Annotated in this window: 19 protein-coding genes; 3 read left to right on the top strand and 16 right to left on the bottom strand. The window is 47.3% G+C overall.

Annotated elements, in window-relative coordinates:
* Positions 1–19: 19 nt before the first annotated feature.
* Positions 20–2,899 (bottom strand): PD-(D/E)XK nuclease family protein, encoded by a 2,880-nt coding sequence (locus ABMB67_RS16200; RefSeq protein WP_354572700.1) that lies wholly within the window; start codon positions 2,897–2,899, stop codon positions 20–22.
* A 274-nt stretch (positions 2,900–3,173) separates the two neighbouring features.
* A complete protein-coding gene (locus ABMB67_RS16195; RefSeq protein ID WP_354572699.1) occupies positions 3,174–3,545 on the bottom strand; it encodes a DUF1516 family protein in 372 nt (123 codons plus the stop codon).
* 208 nt (positions 3,546–3,753) lie between these two features.
* Between ABMB67_RS16195 and ABMB67_RS16190 the strand changes: the two genes are divergently transcribed.
* Positions 3,754–5,436, top strand: coding sequence for a methyl-accepting chemotaxis protein (locus ABMB67_RS16190; protein WP_354572698.1), 1,683 nt, complete (start codon positions 3,754–3,756; stop codon positions 5,434–5,436).
* A 72-nt stretch (positions 5,437–5,508) separates the two neighbouring features.
* On the opposite strand, the gene ABMB67_RS16185 is transcribed toward ABMB67_RS16190, so the two are convergent.
* The 12 genes from ABMB67_RS16185 to ABMB67_RS16130 form a co-directional block, all read right to left on the bottom strand.
* Positions 5,509–6,069: a hypothetical protein gene (locus tag ABMB67_RS16185; RefSeq protein WP_354572697.1), complete on the bottom strand. Its 561-nt coding sequence runs from the start codon at positions 6,067–6,069 to the stop codon at positions 5,509–5,511.
* A 249-nt stretch (positions 6,070–6,318) separates the two neighbouring features.
* Positions 6,319–6,963 (bottom strand): phosphate signaling complex protein PhoU, encoded by a 645-nt coding sequence (phoU, locus tag ABMB67_RS16180; protein WP_251223889.1) that lies wholly within the window; start codon positions 6,961–6,963, stop codon positions 6,319–6,321.
* A gap of 16 nt (positions 6,964–6,979) precedes the next feature.
* Positions 6,980–7,816 carry a phosphate ABC transporter ATP-binding protein PstB gene (gene pstB / locus ABMB67_RS16175; protein WP_251223888.1) on the bottom strand — a complete coding sequence of 279 codons (837 nt, stop codon included), beginning with the start codon at positions 7,814–7,816 and terminating at the stop codon, positions 6,980–6,982.
* A gap of 19 nt (positions 7,817–7,835) precedes the next feature.
* Positions 7,836–8,720, bottom strand: a complete 885-nt coding sequence (pstA, locus tag ABMB67_RS16170; protein ID WP_251223887.1) for a phosphate ABC transporter permease PstA — start codon at positions 8,718–8,720, stop codon at positions 7,836–7,838.
* Between the two features lies 1 nt (position 8,721).
* Positions 8,722–9,678 carry a phosphate ABC transporter permease subunit PstC gene (gene pstC / locus ABMB67_RS16165; protein ID WP_251223886.1) on the bottom strand — a complete coding sequence of 319 codons (957 nt, stop codon included), beginning with the start codon at positions 9,676–9,678 and terminating at the stop codon, positions 8,722–8,724.
* Between the two features lie 107 nt (positions 9,679–9,785).
* Complete coding sequence (locus tag ABMB67_RS16160) at positions 9,786–10,814, bottom strand: PstS family phosphate ABC transporter substrate-binding protein (RefSeq protein ID WP_251223885.1); 1,029 nt, start codon at positions 10,812–10,814, stop codon at positions 9,786–9,788.
* Positions 10,815–11,053: 239 nt separating this feature from the next.
* Entirely contained in the window at positions 11,054–11,476 is a 423-nt protein-coding gene (locus tag ABMB67_RS16155; protein ID WP_354572696.1) for a universal stress protein, read from the bottom strand.
* 97 nt (positions 11,477–11,573) lie between these two features.
* Complete coding sequence (locus tag ABMB67_RS16150) at positions 11,574–13,019, bottom strand: SulP family inorganic anion transporter (protein WP_390188857.1); 1,446 nt, start codon at positions 13,017–13,019, stop codon at positions 11,574–11,576.
* 324 nt (positions 13,020–13,343) lie between these two features.
* Positions 13,344–13,766: an arsenate reductase (thioredoxin) gene (gene arsC / locus ABMB67_RS16145; protein ID WP_354572695.1), complete on the bottom strand. Its 423-nt coding sequence runs from the start codon at positions 13,764–13,766 to the stop codon at positions 13,344–13,346.
* Between the two features lie 11 nt (positions 13,767–13,777).
* Positions 13,778–15,085, bottom strand: a complete 1,308-nt coding sequence (locus tag ABMB67_RS16140) for an arsenic transporter (RefSeq protein ID WP_354572694.1) — start codon at positions 15,083–15,085, stop codon at positions 13,778–13,780.
* A 25-nt stretch (positions 15,086–15,110) separates the two neighbouring features.
* On the bottom strand, positions 15,111–15,461 hold the full coding sequence (locus tag ABMB67_RS16135) for an ArsR/SmtB family transcription factor (RefSeq protein WP_354572693.1): 351 nt from the start codon (positions 15,459–15,461) through the stop codon (positions 15,111–15,113).
* A gap of 131 nt (positions 15,462–15,592) precedes the next feature.
* Entirely contained in the window at positions 15,593–16,336 is a 744-nt protein-coding gene (locus ABMB67_RS16130) for an MBL fold metallo-hydrolase (RefSeq protein ID WP_251223881.1), read from the bottom strand.
* Between the two features lie 270 nt (positions 16,337–16,606).
* On the opposite strand from ABMB67_RS16130, the gene ABMB67_RS16125 reads away from it, so the two are divergent.
* Positions 16,607–17,170, top strand: coding sequence for a response regulator transcription factor (locus tag ABMB67_RS16125; protein ID WP_354572692.1), 564 nt, complete (start codon positions 16,607–16,609; stop codon positions 17,168–17,170).
* Positions 17,171–17,314: 144 nt separating this feature from the next.
* Here ABMB67_RS16125 and ABMB67_RS16120 read toward each other — a convergent pair whose 3' ends face one another.
* Positions 17,315–17,512: a hypothetical protein gene (locus tag ABMB67_RS16120; RefSeq protein ID WP_354572691.1), complete on the bottom strand. Its 198-nt coding sequence runs from the start codon at positions 17,510–17,512 to the stop codon at positions 17,315–17,317.
* A gap of 42 nt (positions 17,513–17,554) precedes the next feature.
* Complete coding sequence (locus ABMB67_RS16115; protein WP_354572690.1) at positions 17,555–18,304, bottom strand: TIGR00266 family protein; 750 nt, start codon at positions 18,302–18,304, stop codon at positions 17,555–17,557.
* Between the two features lie 151 nt (positions 18,305–18,455).
* Between ABMB67_RS16115 and ABMB67_RS16110 the strand changes: the two genes are divergently transcribed.
* Positions 18,456–19,094 (top strand): PsbP-related protein, encoded by a 639-nt coding sequence (locus ABMB67_RS16110; protein WP_354572689.1) that lies wholly within the window; start codon positions 18,456–18,458, stop codon positions 19,092–19,094.
* The last annotated feature ends 9 nt before the right edge of the window (positions 19,095–19,103 follow it).

Genomic DNA, 19,103 nt, shown 5'->3' with positions numbered 1-19,103 from the left:
TTTCGTCTGCTCCCCTTCTTCATGCTTTGACCGCATGGTCTGCTTTTTGCTCTTCTGTCACACGGCACACCGCTCTGTAGGGACAACTGGCGGCGCACTCCTGCGGCTCGACGGGAAATTCACTGTGCATCCCCGACCACAGCGCTTCAACACGTTCCTTTAGGTTATAGGCATCAAGATATTGACCTGTGCCAAAGCTTTCCTCACGATTTTTGCAAAAAGATGATACCGAATACGGGGAGTGTTTTCCGATCAGCTCTTTGCGCCAAATTCCATTGCCAGCCCGTTTTGCCGGCTCGCGCAATGAAATATAGCTTGCGCCGTCAGCCCGGAGCTGTCGCTTTGTCTGTCTTTCAAGCTGTTCCCGGAGACCGAACGCGTATAAAGGCAGCTGGAGCTTAAGGCCGGAGCGGACTTCCTCGGCGGAGACGCTCGCTTTCCCGGTCTTGTAATCGTAAATCACTATCGCTTCCCCACTCTTGTCAACCCGGTCGACTTTTCCGGTCAGAATCAATTCCGTGCCGCCTTTCACAGAAAACGGCATCCGAACCGAAGTCTCCATCGCCTCAATCGCCATCTCTCCAAGCGCTTCGTTATCCCAAAAATGCTTCCGCTCAGCCTGCCACCATCTGTCCAGCCGCTTTTTCCACTGCTGCTTTGTCTGCTCAAGATCAAGGCGTGAAAGACCTCGGTTTTGCTCCTCAACAGCAACCCATTTCTGCTCAAACCGTTCCTGAAGCAGCTCCGGTACGCGCTCCAGCTGCTCAGCTCCTGCTTTCGCAAATGGAAGACGAATCAGCTGAAGCTCGGTATAAATCTCCTCGATCAGCTCATGGACAAGCTGTCCGATGGCGAGTGGAGACACTTGCTCCTCCGCCGCTTCAGCCTCCTTTACTTGAAATAGCCGTTCCAGCGCATAGCGGAAAGGACAGCGGGCATAGCTTTCTAGTGCGGTGACGGCGACTGTCGCAGACTTCTTCTCAAGCCGAAGCGGTTCTCGGCCGTCGGCGAGGCGCTCCAGTCTTGTCGCGATCTCCCGCAATGGCTGAGGCTCATCTTCCATCCTGTAGCCCTGACCAAGATGAAAAGCCAGCTTTTCATGATGATCCCGCTCTGTGTAGCTGTTCTTTCCTTTCATCCGTGCTTCCCATGACCATTCCCGCTCCGCCCTGCGAACGTCCTCCAGCAAGGGCGATGGCAGCTGCGGATGAAGCGGATCAACCCCTTTCACATAGGTAAAGGTAATCGATTCACAGATGCTATCGAGCTGCTGCAAATAAGCAAGCTGCTTTTGACGCAGCTGTTTTTGCGTCGGCGCGCTAAAACGGATCGCACTTTCATGAAGGTCCCGCTCCTGAACATAGCCGCTTAATTGCGACAATTGTGGAAAAGCTCCTTCATTCATGCCAACGACATAGAGCTTTTTTCCGCGGAACAAACCGACATCGCGCCACGTATGAATCGCTACTCCATTTTCTGCGCGGCGCTTGTCGGTTACTTGCAGCCGTTCACCAAGCTCCTTCAGCCAATTGGCAAAAAGATCAAGCGACAGCGTCAGCTCTCCGGCAAGCCCCCGCTCCTCAAGCAGCTCTGCTGTCATTTCCAGCCGCTTGCAAAGAAGCTCCCATGCGCGGTATTCACGGGCAACCGCCTGCAATGTCTCCAGATCGTCGTCCGCCTTTAGCTGCGCTCTCCAGCTCGAAACAACGGGCAGCTCACGTAACCAGACGAGCATCTGTCCGACATAGCGGCTAAACAGATCCTTCTTTTTCCATTTCAACCTGGTAATCGCATGAAAGAGCTGCTCGTCCTCCTCCTTGATCCACTCACCTGTTTGCAAAAAGCATTGTTTCTGCTTTGCATACTCAAGGCCGGAGCGCTGATAAAGCGCAAGAATATGCTCGACAAGCGGCAGCTGCTCCCATCTCGAACGAACAGAGCGCGGCTGACGGAGGCACGCCAATAAGAAAGCATGTAGCGCCGTCGCTGTCAACGGACGCTTTTTAGCCGTCTGAAGCGGAAGCCCGTACTCAGCGGCAAGCCGCTCCAATTCCTCTCTCCCACGCTTTTCGTCGACGAGCAGCACGGCAACATCATGTAGGGAAGGCGCCGCGAGAATTTCTTCGATGACACCGCGCCATTGTTCTTCCGCCGTTGTCGCCGCCACAAGCTCTTTTTCAACAGTGACCTGAACTGAAACAGGCTCCTGACGCTGATCTGAAAAGCCGAGCGACACAAGCTCATCAGCCGTATGGCCGACAATCTGATAAGGCTGATCAGCAGGCAGATAAATTTCGATCGGCACATCGGCTTTTTGTAATGCTTCAAGCAACAACGTTTGGAGCGGGCTAAAATCAACGTAACCGTCAATGATGATCAAGGAGATGTCCAGCTTCGTGCTCCGTTGTTCTAACAGCTGAATCGCCCGTAAAATAATATTTTCCGGATCGAGCAGCTTCCGTTCCTTTACTACCTTTTGTTCGTATTCCGTGAAAAGGCTCCGAAGAGGCTCCAAGGCCGCTGGCAATTGCTCAGCCGTTAACCCGAGCCGCTTTACTTGTCCGTATGTATCCGCATAGCCAAGCGCCCTGCCACTGTCAGCTTCGCCCTCAAAGGTCTGTTCTTCCCGGAGAAACTGTTCAAAAAACAACGATCTTTCCTGCTCCGTTAACGGATAGTAGACTTCCTCCGCCTGCATGAGCAAATAGCGGGCAATGTCATCAAAGGTGATCACCGCCAAACCGGGCTGCTGCTTTCGAGCCGTCTTAAGCCACATCGCCGAAGGCAGGACATAAAAAGCGGGACAATTCTTTTGCTTTTGGACCGAAAAAGCATACTCAAGACGCTTTTTAGCAGCCACTTCCTTACTAGATGTACTACGGACGTATTGCTCGCTCATTTAATCCCCTCCTTCCTCTCACAATAAGGGCATTGTTTTTTTCTAGTTTACCATTTCGCCACGTTGATCGCTCTATCATTTCTATAGAGGCAGGGTCAAAAGGTTGTTTTTTACCTTTTGATCCTGCCCTTAAGCAATGAGCGGAACCGCTACGGTCTTTTAAGCCATGGCCAATCGGTCAAAAAACTAGTTTTGTCTCAAACCGGCGAAAGCGCCAGCAAAAAAAGCTGCTTCAAAACGCCTCAGCTCAGGCACCTTGAAACAGCTTTTACGTTTAAAATGAAATGACTTCAAATCCAAGCAAAACGACGAGCAGTAAAGAAATCAAAAGGATGGCCCAATACAAGCCGCCTTTTTCCATCGTTCCTTTTTGCGTGCGGACCAGAATCATTTCCATCGCATAAATCATTACGATCGCAATAATCCCTTTGATGATAAAAGCAGCCGGAAATTGATACGCCATTAACACGCCGACGCCTGAAACAATCTGAATGATGTAAAACAACCGCAAAATCATATGGACAATCTTTCCGCCTTTGCGAATCCCGCCCTTTACCAAGAAATAACTGACGAAAAACAGCAGGACTAAAATCGCCCATGAACCGATATGCGATTGATAAAAAATATTAATAAGTTGCTGTGACACAGACTACTTCCTCCTTACCAACAATTGTTATCTTTATTCTAAATGAGTGAACGGCAAATGTACAATCGGAACAAAAAGATTATCCGAGAAATTTAGCGATCCTTCACAGATTGTTTACATTCTCTTAACGTTTGTCTGCTATCGTGTAACTAGACCTATTCCATTTGGCATACATGATCGATACTGTGATAAAGGGGTTCTGCTGTTCATGAAAAAATTGTATGTGTCATTGCTGCAAAAATTCAGCCTCCGGGCGAGACTGCTTGCGATTTTCGTCTCTCTTTTATTCCTCTCTGTGACTACAACCGGTGTAAGCGCTTATTTACAGGCGAAAGATGTTACGATGAATTCAATTGAAAACCGGCTGATGCGCGAAACGGAACTGATGGGCTATATCGCCACAAACCTCCAGTTTCTTTATGTCAGCGACCAGGATTACTTTATGCAGCAGCTTGAAACAAACATCCGACAGCAGCGGACCAAGCTGGAGGAAGACGGCATAACCGCTTATTTTTTAGCGATTTCAGATCATACGGCAACTCCTTTCCTCGCTCAGGATTTTCCTGACATTGTGTTACCCGAGTCGTTTATCGACAAAATAGAAGAGATGGGAAATGGCTCGTTTCATGAATTTTTAAACGGGGTGGAGTATACGGTTTCCTTTCAGGAAATGGATGAAATTGAAGGGATTTATGCGTTGCTTGTCCCGACAGATTCCTATATGGGACCGATTCAGCAGATGGCGAATATGACGTATTCCATTATCGGCGCCAGCATTATCATCGCGACGATCTTTCTGATGTTATTTGTCAAAAGCTTAACAAAACCGCTAATGGTCATGCGTAATGCAATGAAAGAAGTACGTAACGGCAACTTTCAGCAGCAAATGGAGCTGAAAACAACCTTGCCGGAATTTATCTCCTTACATAAAAGCTATGATGCGATGATCAGTCAAATCAGCAGCCTGCTGCAGGACATTAAGGAAATGACGAAGGAGCTTGATACACAGGGTCAGGAATTATCGAATTCCTCCGAGGAGGCGCTGACGACGAGCGAGCAATTGATTGAAACCATTAATATCGTGAAAGAAGGCGCCGAACAGACCGCTTCCAGCTCAGAGCTGAGCGTGATCAGCTTTAAAACAGTGAAAGAAAAAATCGAAACGATGATCGGCAATATGGACAAGGTCTACATGAGCTCGGCAGAAATGAACGACTCGGCGAAGCTTGGTGAAGGCCATATGACCCAGTTGATTGAAACGAATCATACATTTGAAATAGACTTCACTCATTTAACGAATACGATTAAGCAAGTTAAAACCTACTCCGCCTCCATCGGCAATCTCGTCGGACTAATCCAGGGAATTTCCGAGCAAACGAAACTGCTCGCCTTAAATGCGACAATCGAGGCGGCCCGCGCCGGCGAATCAGGGAAAGGCTTTGCCGTCGTCGCCAATGAAGTCCGCAAATTGGCCGAGCAGTCCACTCAGGCGACGGAGGAGATTACATCGTCGATTGCCAAGATGGAGGATGTTACCTTTGAAGCGACAGAGGAGTTTGAGCAAATGCTGGCGAAAACAAAGACCAATCTTGAAATTGCCAACCATTCAAAGACGGCGTTTGATGAACTGATGCAGGAGATTTCCAAGGTCAGTCAAAGGCTGCAGGACATGCAGTCCGAGCTGAAAACAGTAGAAACATTACTGCCTGAGCTTGAGCAATCATCGCTCAGCTTCTCCTCCGTCTCTCAGGAAACGTCAGCCAGCGCCGAAGAAATGATTACGACAAGTCAGTATCAAATGGACCACATGAAGCAAACGCACGAAATCGGCTCAAAGCTTTCCCATCTGTCGCAATCATTAAAAGCATTGACCCAACAGCTGCAGGCTTAAAAATAGAGGCTGGAGAAAAGGTTGTTTTTTTACCTTTTGCCCAGCCTCGCGCTTTTCAAGCTGCCTGCTTCTTTATTTTTTACTGCGCTTCCTTTTCCATAGTAAACCGATCACAACGAGTACACCCATCCCGCCAATTGCGCCGGCCCACCAATTTACCGGAGAGCTCTGTTCGATCACCAGTTCAACATCATGCAAAGGCTGTGTTCCTTCACCGAGCTGCCGCAAATCTTCTTCCGCCGCATCGAGGTGAGCCGTCCGGCTGCATATAATCGCTTCAAGCGGCGAAATGTCCGCATGCCACGATGACTGGTTCGCATACACAAGATACTCCTCGCCTACGACAAAGTCAATCCCGCAATCTCCGCCACCTAATCCTGTGGCAATGATGACCTCCGTCTGATCGACGCCTTTCCAAGCCCGGTCAACCGAAAAGTGGACAGCTTTCGCCAGGTAACCATCGGCTCCCTTCTGCTCCTTCACGTCAAGCACCTTTCCACTAAAAACAGCCTCGGCCCGCTCCAGCGCTTCCTCCACTCCAGCATTCTCTAAGCACGAACAAGCGCTTGCCGACAACGGAAATAAACTGCAAAGCAGCAAAATGAGCAGCCCATACAAGCTGACCTTTTTCATAAAAAATTCCTCCCCTGCTTTTTTTATGAAACGCCTCGATCGCGGAATTGGTTACAGCAGAAAGACGAGCGAAGGCTTCCCTCCCTACAAATCCGTTGTGCTTTCGTTCAGTCCTAAAGACCTTGGACATTAGGTAAGAGAAGCTTCCTTTTGTCCAAAGCCACTGAAAAACTTCCTTTTTCGTAACTCGAAAAAGCTACTGAAAAAGTGAAAATCGTCTTTTTCAGTAGCTTCCTTTTGTCTATGGGGTTAATTCAAATCGAAATGTTTGCCGTTTACTTCATAGACGACCCATTCAGACAGGTTCGTCGCGTAATCGGCGATTCGTTCAATATAGCGGCCGACGAAGGCGAGCTGCGTCACCTGGTCGATTTCCACGTCACTGTTATCAAGCTGAAACAGCTCGCGAATGATTTTTCCATATAAATCATCAACCCTGTCATCCTGCATCGCGACTTTTTGCGCCAACAGCATATCCGATGCTTCATACGCCTTTAACGCATCATGCATCATGGCCTCGGCGATGGAAAACATCGTCTCGAGCTTTTCCTTAAACGAAACGAGTCCCTGTTCCTTCATCCGCTGTGACTGCTTGGCGATGTCGACAACTAAATCCGCGACTCTTTCTAAATCACTTGATACTTTCAAGGCGACGATCAGCTTGCGTAGATCAGTCGCCACCGGCTGTTGCTTGGAAATCAGCAACGTCACTTTGTCGTGCATGCCGATTTCCAATTGATTAATAAGATGATCATGTTCAATAATCTGATCCATAGTCGCATAATTCATCTCCGCAAACGCCTGCCGCATCCTATGGATTTGCTTTTCTACCTGACTGCCCATTGTGAGCAGCTCCTGCTTGACATATTCAAGCTGTGAATGAAATGTTCGCATGAAGGTTCACACTTTCTTATCCGAAACGGCCTGTAATGTAATCTTCCGTTCTTTTATCAGCCGGGTTGGAAAAAATAATATCCGTTTCATCAAATTCCACGACTTCCCCGTTCAGGAAAAATGCCGTTTTATCAGAAATACGGGCTGCCTGCTGCATGTTGTGAGTCACGATGATGATCGAGTAATCCTGTTTCAGCTCTTGAATAAGCTCCTCTACTTTTAACGTAGATTTTGGATCAAGCGCCGAGGTTGGTTCATCCATTAAAATAACATCCGGCTCTATCGCCAGGCAGCGGGCAATACATAGGCGCTGCTGCTGTCCGCCGGAAAGACCGTAGGCATTCTCATTCAATCTGTCCTTGACTTCATCCCAGATCGCCGCGCCGCGTAGGCTTCGCTCGACGATCTGATCTAAAATTTTCTTATTGCGAATCCCGTGGATTCTTGGTCCGTACGCGACATTATCATAAATTGATTTTGGAAAAGGATTCGGTTTTTGAAAAACCATCCCGACCCGCGTTCTCAAATCTTCGACCTTAAACGATTTATCAAGAATATTTCTGCCGCGGTAGCGAATATCGCCGGAGATTTTCACGCTTGGCACGAGCTGAACCATCCGGTTCAATGTTTTGATATACGTTGATTTCCCGCAGCCGGACGGTCCGATAATCGCCGTTACTTCCTTCTCACAAATCGAAAGATTAATATTTTTCAACGCCAAATCCTTGCCGTACCACAAATTTAAATTTTCTGTATCGTAGACGACATTTGATTGTTGCACCTTTTGCTCGACCTGCTCATTTCCTTTTTGAAATTCAATTTCTTTTTTTTCCTTTACAGATACCATCCCCATGTTTTTTTACCCCCTGTTATTAATAGCGTCTTTGAAACTTATTGCGAATAATAATCGCAGCCGAGTTAAGAAGAAAGAGCACCAACAGCAAGACAACAATCGTAGCGGCCGCTAAATTGGCATACTCCGCCACTAAAGCCGAATCGATCGTCCAATAATAAATTTGGACCGGCAATACGGTAAAGCGGTCCATTAAGCTGCCCGGAAACGGAATGAGCAAAGCCGGAATACCAATAACAATTAATGGCGCCGTTTCCCCAATTGCCCGCGATAGCGAAAGGATCGCCCCTGTTAAAATCCCCGGCAATGCGGCAGGTAAAATAATGTTTTTAATCGTCTGCCACTTCGTCGCGCCCATCCCGAACGATGCTTCACTTAAATGGTTCGGCACGGCACGGATCGCTTCCTGGCTTGCGACGACGACAATCGGCAGAACGAGCAGGGACATCGTCAGCCCACCGGCCAAAATAACCCCGCCTAAATCCATCAATCTTACAAAAACGGTTAAACCGAGAATCCCGAATACAATCGAAGGAACACCGGCAAGGTTGGAAATATTCGTTTGCAAGAAAGAATGCAGCCGGCCTTTTTTCGCATACGCTTCTAAATAAATCGCTGTTCCGACGCCGAGCAGCATCGTCACCGGGGCAACGACGAGCATCAGCCAGACTGTTCCGAGGATCGCGCCCATAATACCGGCCTTATTCGGATCAGTCGACAGGCGCCCGGTCAGAAAGCCGCTGTTAATCCAGGACAGCCCATCCGCCGCGACACGATAAATCAAAATAGCGAGAACGATGAGACCGAAAACCGTCGCCAATAAAAATACCGATTTTGCCGCTGTATTGATGACAAGACGTGTATTCATTCGTTGCTGAACTTGTTCAAGATTAATATATTTCATCTTAATATTCCTCCCTGAAGCGGCGGGAGATATACCTTGCAAGCAAATTCATTAAAAAGGTGAAGACAAAGAGCGTCATCGCCACCGCATATAAGCTGTAATATATCGTAGAGCCGGCCGGAGCATCGCCGCCGGTTACTTCAACAATGTACGCAGTCATCGTCTGCATAGATTGAGTAATGTCAAACGTAAAATTCTTCGAGCTTCCACTCGCAATTGTCACGATCATCGTTTCTCCAATTGCCCGTGAAATCCCAAGAACAAATGAAGCAATAATTCCGGATATCGCTGCCGGAATAACTACTTTTCCAGTTACCTCAAGCTTTGTCGCTCCAAGTGCTAAAGCTCCCTCGCGCATCGCATTCGGTACAGAGCTCATTGCATCCTCGGATAAAGACGCAACCATCGGAATAATCATAATCCCCATCACAATCCCGGGACTTAAAATGTTCGTCGGTTCAAGACCGGGAATAATCGCCCGCAAAATAGGGGTGACAAACGTAAAGGCAAAGAATCCGTATACGATTGTCGGAATTCCCGCTAATACTTCCAATAAAGGCTTAAATGTTCTTCTTACTTTTTCAGACGCATACTCACTCAAATAAATAGCTGTCATTAATCCAACAGGAATCGCGATACACATCGCAATCACCGAGGAAATCATCGTTCCCATAATCAAAGGCAAAACGCCAAATTCAGGATTTTGGCTTAACGGTCTTAAAACAGTTCCAGTGAAAAATTCAACAAGTGACACTCTGCGGAAAAACTCGAACGTCTCTGTGAGAAGGGTGAACAAAATGCCGATTGTCGTTAAGACAGAGATGGTGGCAATTAAAAGCAGCAGCTTCGGCATAAGTTTTTCCATCAGTTGGCTTATACTTCTTGCCTGCTTCTTTTCCTCGATCAATTCCCTCACATTAACAGCGTTCCCCTTTTTCATACCGCTGCTTGCTTCCATTGTTAAGAGCACCCTTTCTGGTGTTACACCCGCTACTTTTACATGTAATAAGATGAGAACCTGCTAACAGCTCTCATCCTATTACGGTTATCTCGTTTATTTATTGATTACAGGCCAGCAAGGAAATCTGCATATTCCTGAAGTTCAGCCTCAGGAAGTGGAGCAAATCCTGTCGGACCAGCAAATTCATTTACGTTTTCAATTACGAATTTTGCATAGTCTAAAACTTGCGGCTTTTCTCGTGCCATATCAACATTCAAGTAAGTGAATACAGGACGTGTGAATTGAGCATAGTCGCCATCTTCAGCGATTGTGTCAAGTGATGGTTCTACAGGACCTTCACCAAAGTCAACGCTCACTGCTTGTAAGGAATCCTGGTTATTCACATAGTATCCGAAGCCGAAGAACGCGATAGCGTTACGATCCTCAGAAACAAGGTTTACGAGAGTTGAATATTCTTGTTGGAGATTAACGCCTTCTACTAAATCAGCTTCTTCAAGAACATTTTCATAGAAGAACTCATATGTTCCGTGGTTTTCGTTTGGTCCCATTGGGTTAATGTCCTCATCCGGGAAGCTTGGATCAAGATCTGACCACTTTGTTACGCCGCCATCTGCTTTGAAAATGCTGATCAATTGCTCGTCTGTTAATTCAGTTGCCCAGTCATTTTCTGGATTAATAACGAATGTTAACCCGTCAAGTGCCACCTTGAATTCTTTCACTTCAAAGCCAACCGCTTCTGCCTCTGCCAACTCTTCATCTTTAATTTCACGAGAGGCATCGTTGAAATCAGTTCCATTTTCAACCAGGAATCTACCGAAACCAGCGCTTGTACCAGCACGGCTTACTTCAACAGATACATTTGGCTGTTCATTTGTCATATATTCTTCAGCAAGTGCAGCCATTAATGGATAAACAGTACCTGAACCGTCGATTACTACACTACCTTCTAATTCAGCTGTTTCTTCTCCCGCTGCATCTTCTTCAGTACCTTCGTCACCAGTAGCAGGCTCAGTTGCTTCTTCAGAACCAGGATCTTCTCCCTGTGCTGGTTCCTCCGAACCGCCTCCACATGCTGCGACAATCACCATTAGTGCCGCCATGACTAGGAACAATAATAATTTTTTTGAATTCAATGAATTGTCCTCCCTTTTCTATCGATAAAATGGTTGTCGAGAAGCTTTTCCCTCTCACAATTGCTAGTATAGTAGCCCAATATTAAGAACGTTTAATCGTCATGTAAAGGTTTTGTAAACGCCTGTCAAATGAACGCGGTTTCTGTCGTTCTAATGGATTTGCCCTCTCCTTGCCTAAAGCAAAATAAAAAGAACCACATCTCTAAAAGATGCAGTCCTTCTCGCTCATATAATTGGCATTACTTCACAACTAACACGGGCAGGTTGGCTCTTTTCACCACTTTATGACTGACGCTTCCAAGAACCATCGTTTGCAGCCGGTTTAAACCGCGGCTGCCGACTACAAGGCAGTCATACTTTCCTTCATTGGCAAATTTAACGATCGCCGGTCCCGGCTCTCCATGGATGAACCGTGTTTCATAGGTGACACCGGCTTTCTCTATCAACTCCATAACCGGGGCAAGCTTATCTTTCCGTTTCTTTTCCACCTCATACTTGCTGTTCGCAGCTAAAACATCCGTTTTTGCTGTCGTGCCATCCACGACATAAACAATCATAATCGTTGCTGAAAAAGTTTGCGCTAAATTAGCCGCATATTCAGCAGCACGGCAAGAATGATCCGAGCCATCAGCCGGAACTAAAATCCGCTTGAACATACGCATGATCCCTCCCCTTCTTTCCATCGTAAAGATCCGGTAAAGAATTGTAAAGAAAAACCAGGCTCTCCACAAATGTTTTGTGCGGATAGCCTGGTTCAGCCTAGTGTCCGGAAGCCTTCGACAGACCCCCAATCCGTTTTTTCAGTTGTTCGCTCTCTGCATTTAAGCCGACAAATTCGACACGGATACCCTCCTGGGCGTATTTTTCTTCAATTTTATCCAAAGCGCCGATTGCCGAGTCATCCCATAAATGAGCATCACTCAAATCAATTTCAACAAGCTTGACCGCGACTTTATAGTCAAACTGATTGACAAAATCGGTGACAGAAGCAAAGAAAATCTGTCCGCTTACTTTATAAACCTGTTTATCTAATTGATGGATATACGTCTGCTCAAGTTCGACTTTTGAAATTTTCGCAGCAAAGAATACCATACTGAGCAATACACCGGCAAAGACCCCGATCGCCAAATTATGCGTAATTACTACGGTCACGACCGTAACGACCATGACAAAGGCGTCCGTGCGCGGCAGTTTATGAAGGTGACGGACCGAGCTCCAATCGAAAGTACTTAAGGAAACCATGAACATCACTCCGACTAAGGCCGCCATCGGAATTTGCACGACCAGTCCGCCGAGAACAATAATCAAAAACATCAGAAATACGCCGGCGACAAGAGCTGACAGTCTGCCGCGCCCGCCTGATTTAACATTGATCACGGATTGACCAATCATCGCACAACCGGCCATCCCGCCAAAGAACCCCGTCACAATATTGGCGATTCCCTGCCCGCGGCTTTCTTTATTTTTATCACTTTCCGTTCCGGTCATATCATCGACGATATTGGCCGTCAACAGTGATTCAAGCAGACCGACGACCGCCAGCGCCAGGGAATAAGGAAAAATAATCGCCAACGTTTCAAAAGTCAGCGGAATCGCAGGAATTAAAAAGAACGGTAATTCCTGGGTCAACGCCCCCATATCGCCGACAGTGCGAAGATCCAAGTCCATGAAGATCACAAAGGCGGTAATCGCGATAATGGCCGCCAGCGCGGACGGAATCGCCTTCGTAATTCGGGGCAGCCCGTAAATAATGACGAGAGTGGCGATGACAAGGGCATACATGACCCAGTTCGCTCCCTCAAATTGCTCGAGCTGCGCCATAAAAATCAGGATCGCCAGCGCATTGACAAAGCCGACCATCACCGAGCGCGGGACAAATTTCATCACTCGGGCAAGCTTACAGACGCCGAAGATGATTTGCAGCACCCCGGTTAAAATGGTTGCCGCCAAAAGATACTGCAGCCCGTGATCAGCGACGAGGGTAACCATGACGAGCGCCATCGCTCCCGTTGCTGCGGAAATCATGCCTGGACGCCCGCCAACAAAGGCAATCACCACAGCAATGCAAAAGGAGGCATACAACCCGACCATCGGATCAACACCAGCAATAATCGAGAAGGCAATCGCTTCAGGGATTAAGGCAAGAGCGACGACAATTCCGGCCAAAACATCGCCCTTCACATTGCCAAACCACTCTTCTTTCATAGATTGAACGGTCAATTAAGCACCTCTTTCCTATTCAGTTTTTTTATCGACTTTTGACTCTCACAAAAGTCGGGGTCCGTTATGAACAAAAGGTATTTTATCATCATTGAGACTAAAATCAAATCGCGATGTAAGCGTTTATCATCCTGTTTATCCACTTGAATTCTTTTGTTTTCAAGTGATTTCTTCCTATCCTTCCTTTCTCATTCTTCGTTCCACTTTCAGGGCTGGAAAAGTCTTCACAAAGAGAGCTTGAGATAACAAAGAGAGTAGGGGCCGGGATAAGGTAAAAACAACCTTTGCCCAGCCCCTCGCTGCAACCTGTTAACTTGACTGCTCTTCTTTAAACTGTTTGATGCGGGCACCGATCTGATCGCGTACCCGTCTGAACACTTCCCATTTCTCTTCTTCTGTTCCTTCAGCCTGAGCCGGATCATCGAATCCCCAATGCTCCCGTTTTTTATTAGGCGGCGTTGCCGGGCAGATATCATTGGCGTGCCCGCATAACGTCACGACAAGATCCGCTTTTTGCAGCAGCTCCTGATCAATCGTATCAGAAGTTTGTCCACTAATATCAATCCCGACTTCCTTCATTGCCGCCACCGCTTTCGGATTTACCCCATGAGCTTCAATGCCGGCGCTGTACACGTCGAATTCCTCGCTAAGGCAGGCTTTCCCCCAGCCTTCGGCAATCTGACTCCGGCATGAATTGCCTGTACAAAGAAAATAAATGATTGGTTTTGTCATCGTCATCCCTCCTATCCTAAAATGGTCAACCAGAGATACAAGCCGCATAACGTAATGAATAAAGTGGGAATCGTCAGAATGATTCCGACTTTGAAATAATAGCCCCAGGAAATGGTCATTCCTTTTTTCGCCAATACATGGAGCCATAACAGCGTCGCCAATGAACCGATCGGCGTGATTTTCGGACCTAAATCGGAGCCGATGACATTGGCGTAAATCAATGCCTCGCGCATCAGCCCGGATGTATTCGTCTCGGCAATCGCCAGCGCGTTGATCATCACGGTTGGCATATTGTTCATGGCAGAGGAAAGCAGCGCCGCCAGAAATCCCATCGTCAGCGTCCCGACAAACAGCCCTTCATCGGCTGCCGACTGAATAAATGCCGCCAGCATATCGGTTAAACCAACATTGCGCAAGCTGTAGACGACGACATACATTCCGATGGAGAAGACAACAATCGCCCACGGCGCTCCTTTCATGATGCCGGCGGCGCGCAGCTGTGGATTCTCCCGGCTGACAAGGCGAAAGATACCATAAAAGAGAAAAGCAATCGGCATCGCGATAAAGGAGACCGGTACGTCAATAAATTCGCTTGCGAAATAACCGGCCAACAGCAAGGCAAGAATATACCAGGAAAGCATAAACAGTTTCTTATCCTTAATCGCTTCCACCGGCTTTTTCAGCTGATCCAATGGATAGTGGCGCGGAATATCTTTACGAAAATAAAGATAGAGAACGAGCATACTCGCCGCCAATGCAAATACGTTCGGTACGACCATGCGGGTCGCGTACTCGATAAAGCCAATTCCAAAGAAATCTGCCGAGACGATATTAACGAGATTACTGACAAGGAAAGGCAGGGAAGTCGTATCAGCGATAAAGCCGCTCGCCATCACAAACGGGAGCACCATCGCTTCTTTAAAGTGCAAAGCCCGAACCATGGCCAAAACAATCGGCGTTAAAATAAGCGCCGCCCCGTCATTGGCAAAAAGTGCGGCGACGACCGCCCCCAATACGGAGACATACAAAAACATTTTCAGCCCACTGCCATTGGCGAAGCGTGCCATATGTAAGGCTGCCCATTCAAAAAATCCAATTTCATCCAGAAGTAATGAAATGATAATAATTGCGACAAACGTTACGGTCGCATTCCAGACAATTCCTGTGACCGTTGCTACATCCTGCAAATCAACAACACCGGCTAGCAGCGCCAGACAGGCCCCAATCGTCGCTGACCAGCCGATCGAAAGACCTTTTGGCTGCCAGATGACAAGCACAAGCGTCACCAGGAAGATTGCAGCTGCTACCCACACTTCCATTCTCCCACTCCTTTACTAAAGCTATTTATTTACAGCAGACGCGCAAGCCCCGCTCCGCTAAGTCGAGCAGCCTGCTTTTCTGTTCAGGCAGGTGGCGGACGACGCTTTCGACAAGCGGGTATAAGGGATGCGTTTGATTGATTCGATAAAAAACCCATTGACCTCTACGCTCTTCCTCTACGAGCCCGGCATCACGGAGCTTGCGTACATGCTGGCTGACAGCAGGCTGGCTCATGCCAAACAGTTCGACAAATTCACAAACACAGCATTCATCTTCCATCAAACAGGTAACGATTGTTAGTCTCGTTTTATCTCCTAACAGCTTGAAAACCTTTACCGCCGCGTCCATTTCAACCGGAGCAACCATTTCGCTCATCCTCACCTTTCCTTCCTCTATTTTTTGTTTATTATATAACTATATACTTATATAATCAATTGCTTATTTTATTGGACAAAAAAGAAGTGATCCATACTATTTGCAGATCACTCCATCGGCTCTCTCTCGTCTTACTCTCCTGCCAGCTCGTATTGCCAGCCTGTTTTCGCTGTCGCCACAGCCCCTTGATAGTCGTCCAGAACCTCGCGAATCAGCTGCTGATGCTTCCCGTGGTGAGGCAAGTGACTAAGAAGCACTTGACGCGGCTGAGCCCGTGCGGCGAGCTTGCCGACGCAGCTGCTCGTCATATGCCCGAATTGCGTCACCTTCTCTCCTGCATAGCCACTGCATTCGGCTATCAGCAAATCAGCACCCGCAGAAAAATCAGCAAGCTGATCAAAATAGCTCGTATCCGCTGTATACACGAGCGATGCTCCGTCCGTCACTGTGATTTTCATTGCGTAGCACGGGACCGGGTGCCTTGTCCGCAAAAATTGAAACGTAAACGGGCCGATCATTGCCTGTTCTTCCTCTTTATATTCGACCCCGGTTGTGACATGCTGAAATGTCAGCCCGGCAAACTGTTCTTCATCCATACGATGCCCGTAAATCGGAAGCTGCTTATCCGGATACTCGGCAGCTTTTATAATGCTCGCGTATTGCAGTGGCCCAAGATCCGCTTTATGGTCATGATGATAATGAGAGAGAACGACCGCATCGAGCTCTTCTACTTTACAATACGACTGGAGCTTAGCGAGCACCCCGCTGCCACAGTCAATTAGCAATTTACATTGTTCGTGCTCAAGCAAATACCCTGATGTCGCCTCGTCTTTTTCGGGAAAACCGTGCCAATAGCCAATTACCGTTACTTTCACGAGCTTCACCCCCTGTTTCTTCCATCGTAAAAGAACGAACTGATCCCGTCAAATTGTTTTCAGCTTCCACCTGAGAAAACCCAGCTCCCGTTGCTCACTCATAAGGCAATTGCTGTTTCAGTCGTTCCCGTTGTCGTTATGAAAAGCCGTGACCCTTACAGCTGCAAAGCTTTTGCCATTTCGCAGTGGATTTCTTTCATAATTCTTTCATTGGCGTTTTGTAAACTGAAATCCTATTGTACACGAGAAATAGTTTACGGGGGTTTCTATATGCTAAAAGCCATTATCATCGATTATGATGAATTGTCAGTCAAACAGGTAAAGAAGAAGCTGACCATGAAAAACGAGATCGACATTTGCCGTTCGTTTTCCTGCCTGCGGGACGCCTATGATTATATGCAGACACATCCCATTCAGCTCGCATTTCTTAACGCCGCGATGCCCGAAGTGAAACGGCTGACACTTTCCGATCTGCTTCACCAGCCTGAACCGGCCAAAAAAGCTACCTTTGTCACGCGGTATGAGCATTACACGGTTCAAATCTTTGATTTATATGCGCTCGATAGTCTAATGGCGTCTATCGTCGGCCACCGACTTACGAACACATCCCCGTTCCCGAAAAATAGTTACCAAGAAAAAATGAAGCTAACCCAGAAGGAAAGAGAGGTCGTTCAATTACTTACAGAAGGGCTGTCGAACAAGCAGATCGCAAATCAGCTTCATGTGTCAACCGAGACCGTTAACTCCCATATAAAAAATATTTACAGAAAGCTTAATGTGCATAATCGGATTCAGGTTTTTCAGCGCGCCCGGCAATTAAATCTTTGCGAGTAATGCAATCCCAACGGCCTGGTTTCGACGGCCGTTCATGCTTTCCTTTCGAGGAAAGGCTCTTATACAAATAAGAACAGGTAAAGGATCCCGAACCAGGCATACGGGAGCAAAAGCCACAGCAGCGAACGGCGATGTTCCTTCTTCTTAAAACCATTCCAGCTCTTTACAGACGCCAGAACAATTGCGACCAAATAAACAATCAGCAAGCAAAAAAATACGGATAACACCTTTCCTGAGAAACCCCACATCACCACCCCAATAAAGAGGGAAGCGGCGAAAAACAGCTGGCTGGCAACAATCAGAATCAACAACAAGTTTTTTTTTCATTCTTCCCATATTCAATTCCCATCATCCTTGCTCCAGCTTCGTAAGGCAATGCCGGTTTTACTCATCATCGTTCATTTCGTTGCGGATACCGGAGGCAGAGATAAGACGATCCGCGAGACGGCTGAACGGCAACGATTGCAGCCATACCTTTCCGGGGCCGCGCAATGTGGCGAAGAAAAACCCTTCTCCGCCAAAGAAAGCCGATTTGACGCCGCCGACAAATTCAATATTATATTCAACTCCCTGGGTCAGCGCGACCAGGCACCCCGTGTCGACCCGGATTCCTTCCCCCGGCCGCAGCTCCCGCTCGTAAAGCGTTCCTCCGGCATGGAGAAAAGCCACTCCATCCCCTTCCAGCTTTTGCATGATAAAACCTTCCCCACCGAAAAATCCAGCTCCGAGCTTGCGTTGAAAGGCAATCCCTAATGAAACTCCTTTCGCCGCGCATAAAAATGCCTCCTTCTGACAGATGATCCTTCCGTCCAGTTCACTTAAATCCATAGGCACGATCGCGCCCGGATAAGGAGCGGCGAAGGAAACCTTTTGCTTTCCCTGATGTTCGTTTGAAAAAAGCGTCATGAACAGGCTTTCACCTGTTAACAATCTTTTACCGGCCCCCCATAATTTCCCGACGAAGCCTTTCCTTTCATTACTTCCATCACCAAAAATCGTCTCCATGTTGATTCCATTCTCCATCATCATGAAAGCCCCGGCTTCCGCGACGACGCTTTCACCCGGATCAAGCTCGATCTCGACAAATTGCATATCATTTCCGTAAATATGATAATCAATTTCATGCGCGTTCATCTTCATTCTCCTTTTTCTGTTCCTGCTATAAACTCACTATAAGGCAACATTTTTCATATAAAAATCCCCTGATTAGGGGATTTTTTTCGGCAGGGGGATGACTTATAGTTAATAAGCAAAAAGTCTTATGATTCTAGGAGGAACAACTAAGATGAGAAAAAAAATGAAAACATGGCTCGTTGCCGTACTCTCTTTCCACTTGATTCTTTTGCTTGCAGCATGCGGAGAAGAAGTCGACAGCAGCACTGAGGAAGAGGCGCCATCCGAGGTCGAAAGCTCCGATGAAGATACCGTCGAAGAGGAAGCTGGTGAAGAAACTGCCGGGGTCGAAGGAGTACAGACGTACACGAATGACCAATTCGCTTTCAGCGTTGAATACCCGGGGGATTGGACTTTGCAGGAAGTAAACGAAACAATGCTCGGTTTCGTCTCCCCACGTGAGAGCGAGGATGATCCTTTTATGGAAAATGTATCCGTCCAATTAAATCAATTGGACGGTCAGTCCCTGTCGCTGGAGGAGCTGACTGAGATCTTGCTTGCCAATGTTCAAAACGAAGTACCGGATTTTGAACTGACCTCCTCGGAAACAGTAGAGGCGACTGATGAAGCGCAGCCAGATGTACACTATCTTGAATACACAGGCACACAGGGAGATCTTCAATTGGCTTATGAAGCATTACTGTTCATTAATAATGACAGGGCATTTGTTTTCACATACACGGCTGAGATGAACAATTTCAACCAATATTATGAAGCCTACACTCAGATCATCGAATCGCTCACATTCTAATGAAAAAGC

It is taken from the genome of Halalkalibacter oceani, from assembly GCF_040544555.1.
In the GTDB taxonomy this organism is placed as follows: Bacteria; Bacillota; Bacilli; order Bacillales; family Bacillaceae_D; genus Halalkalibacter; species Halalkalibacter oceani.
Note: the sequence above shows the minus strand (reverse complement) of the source record. Positions and strands in the feature narration are given on the sequence as shown.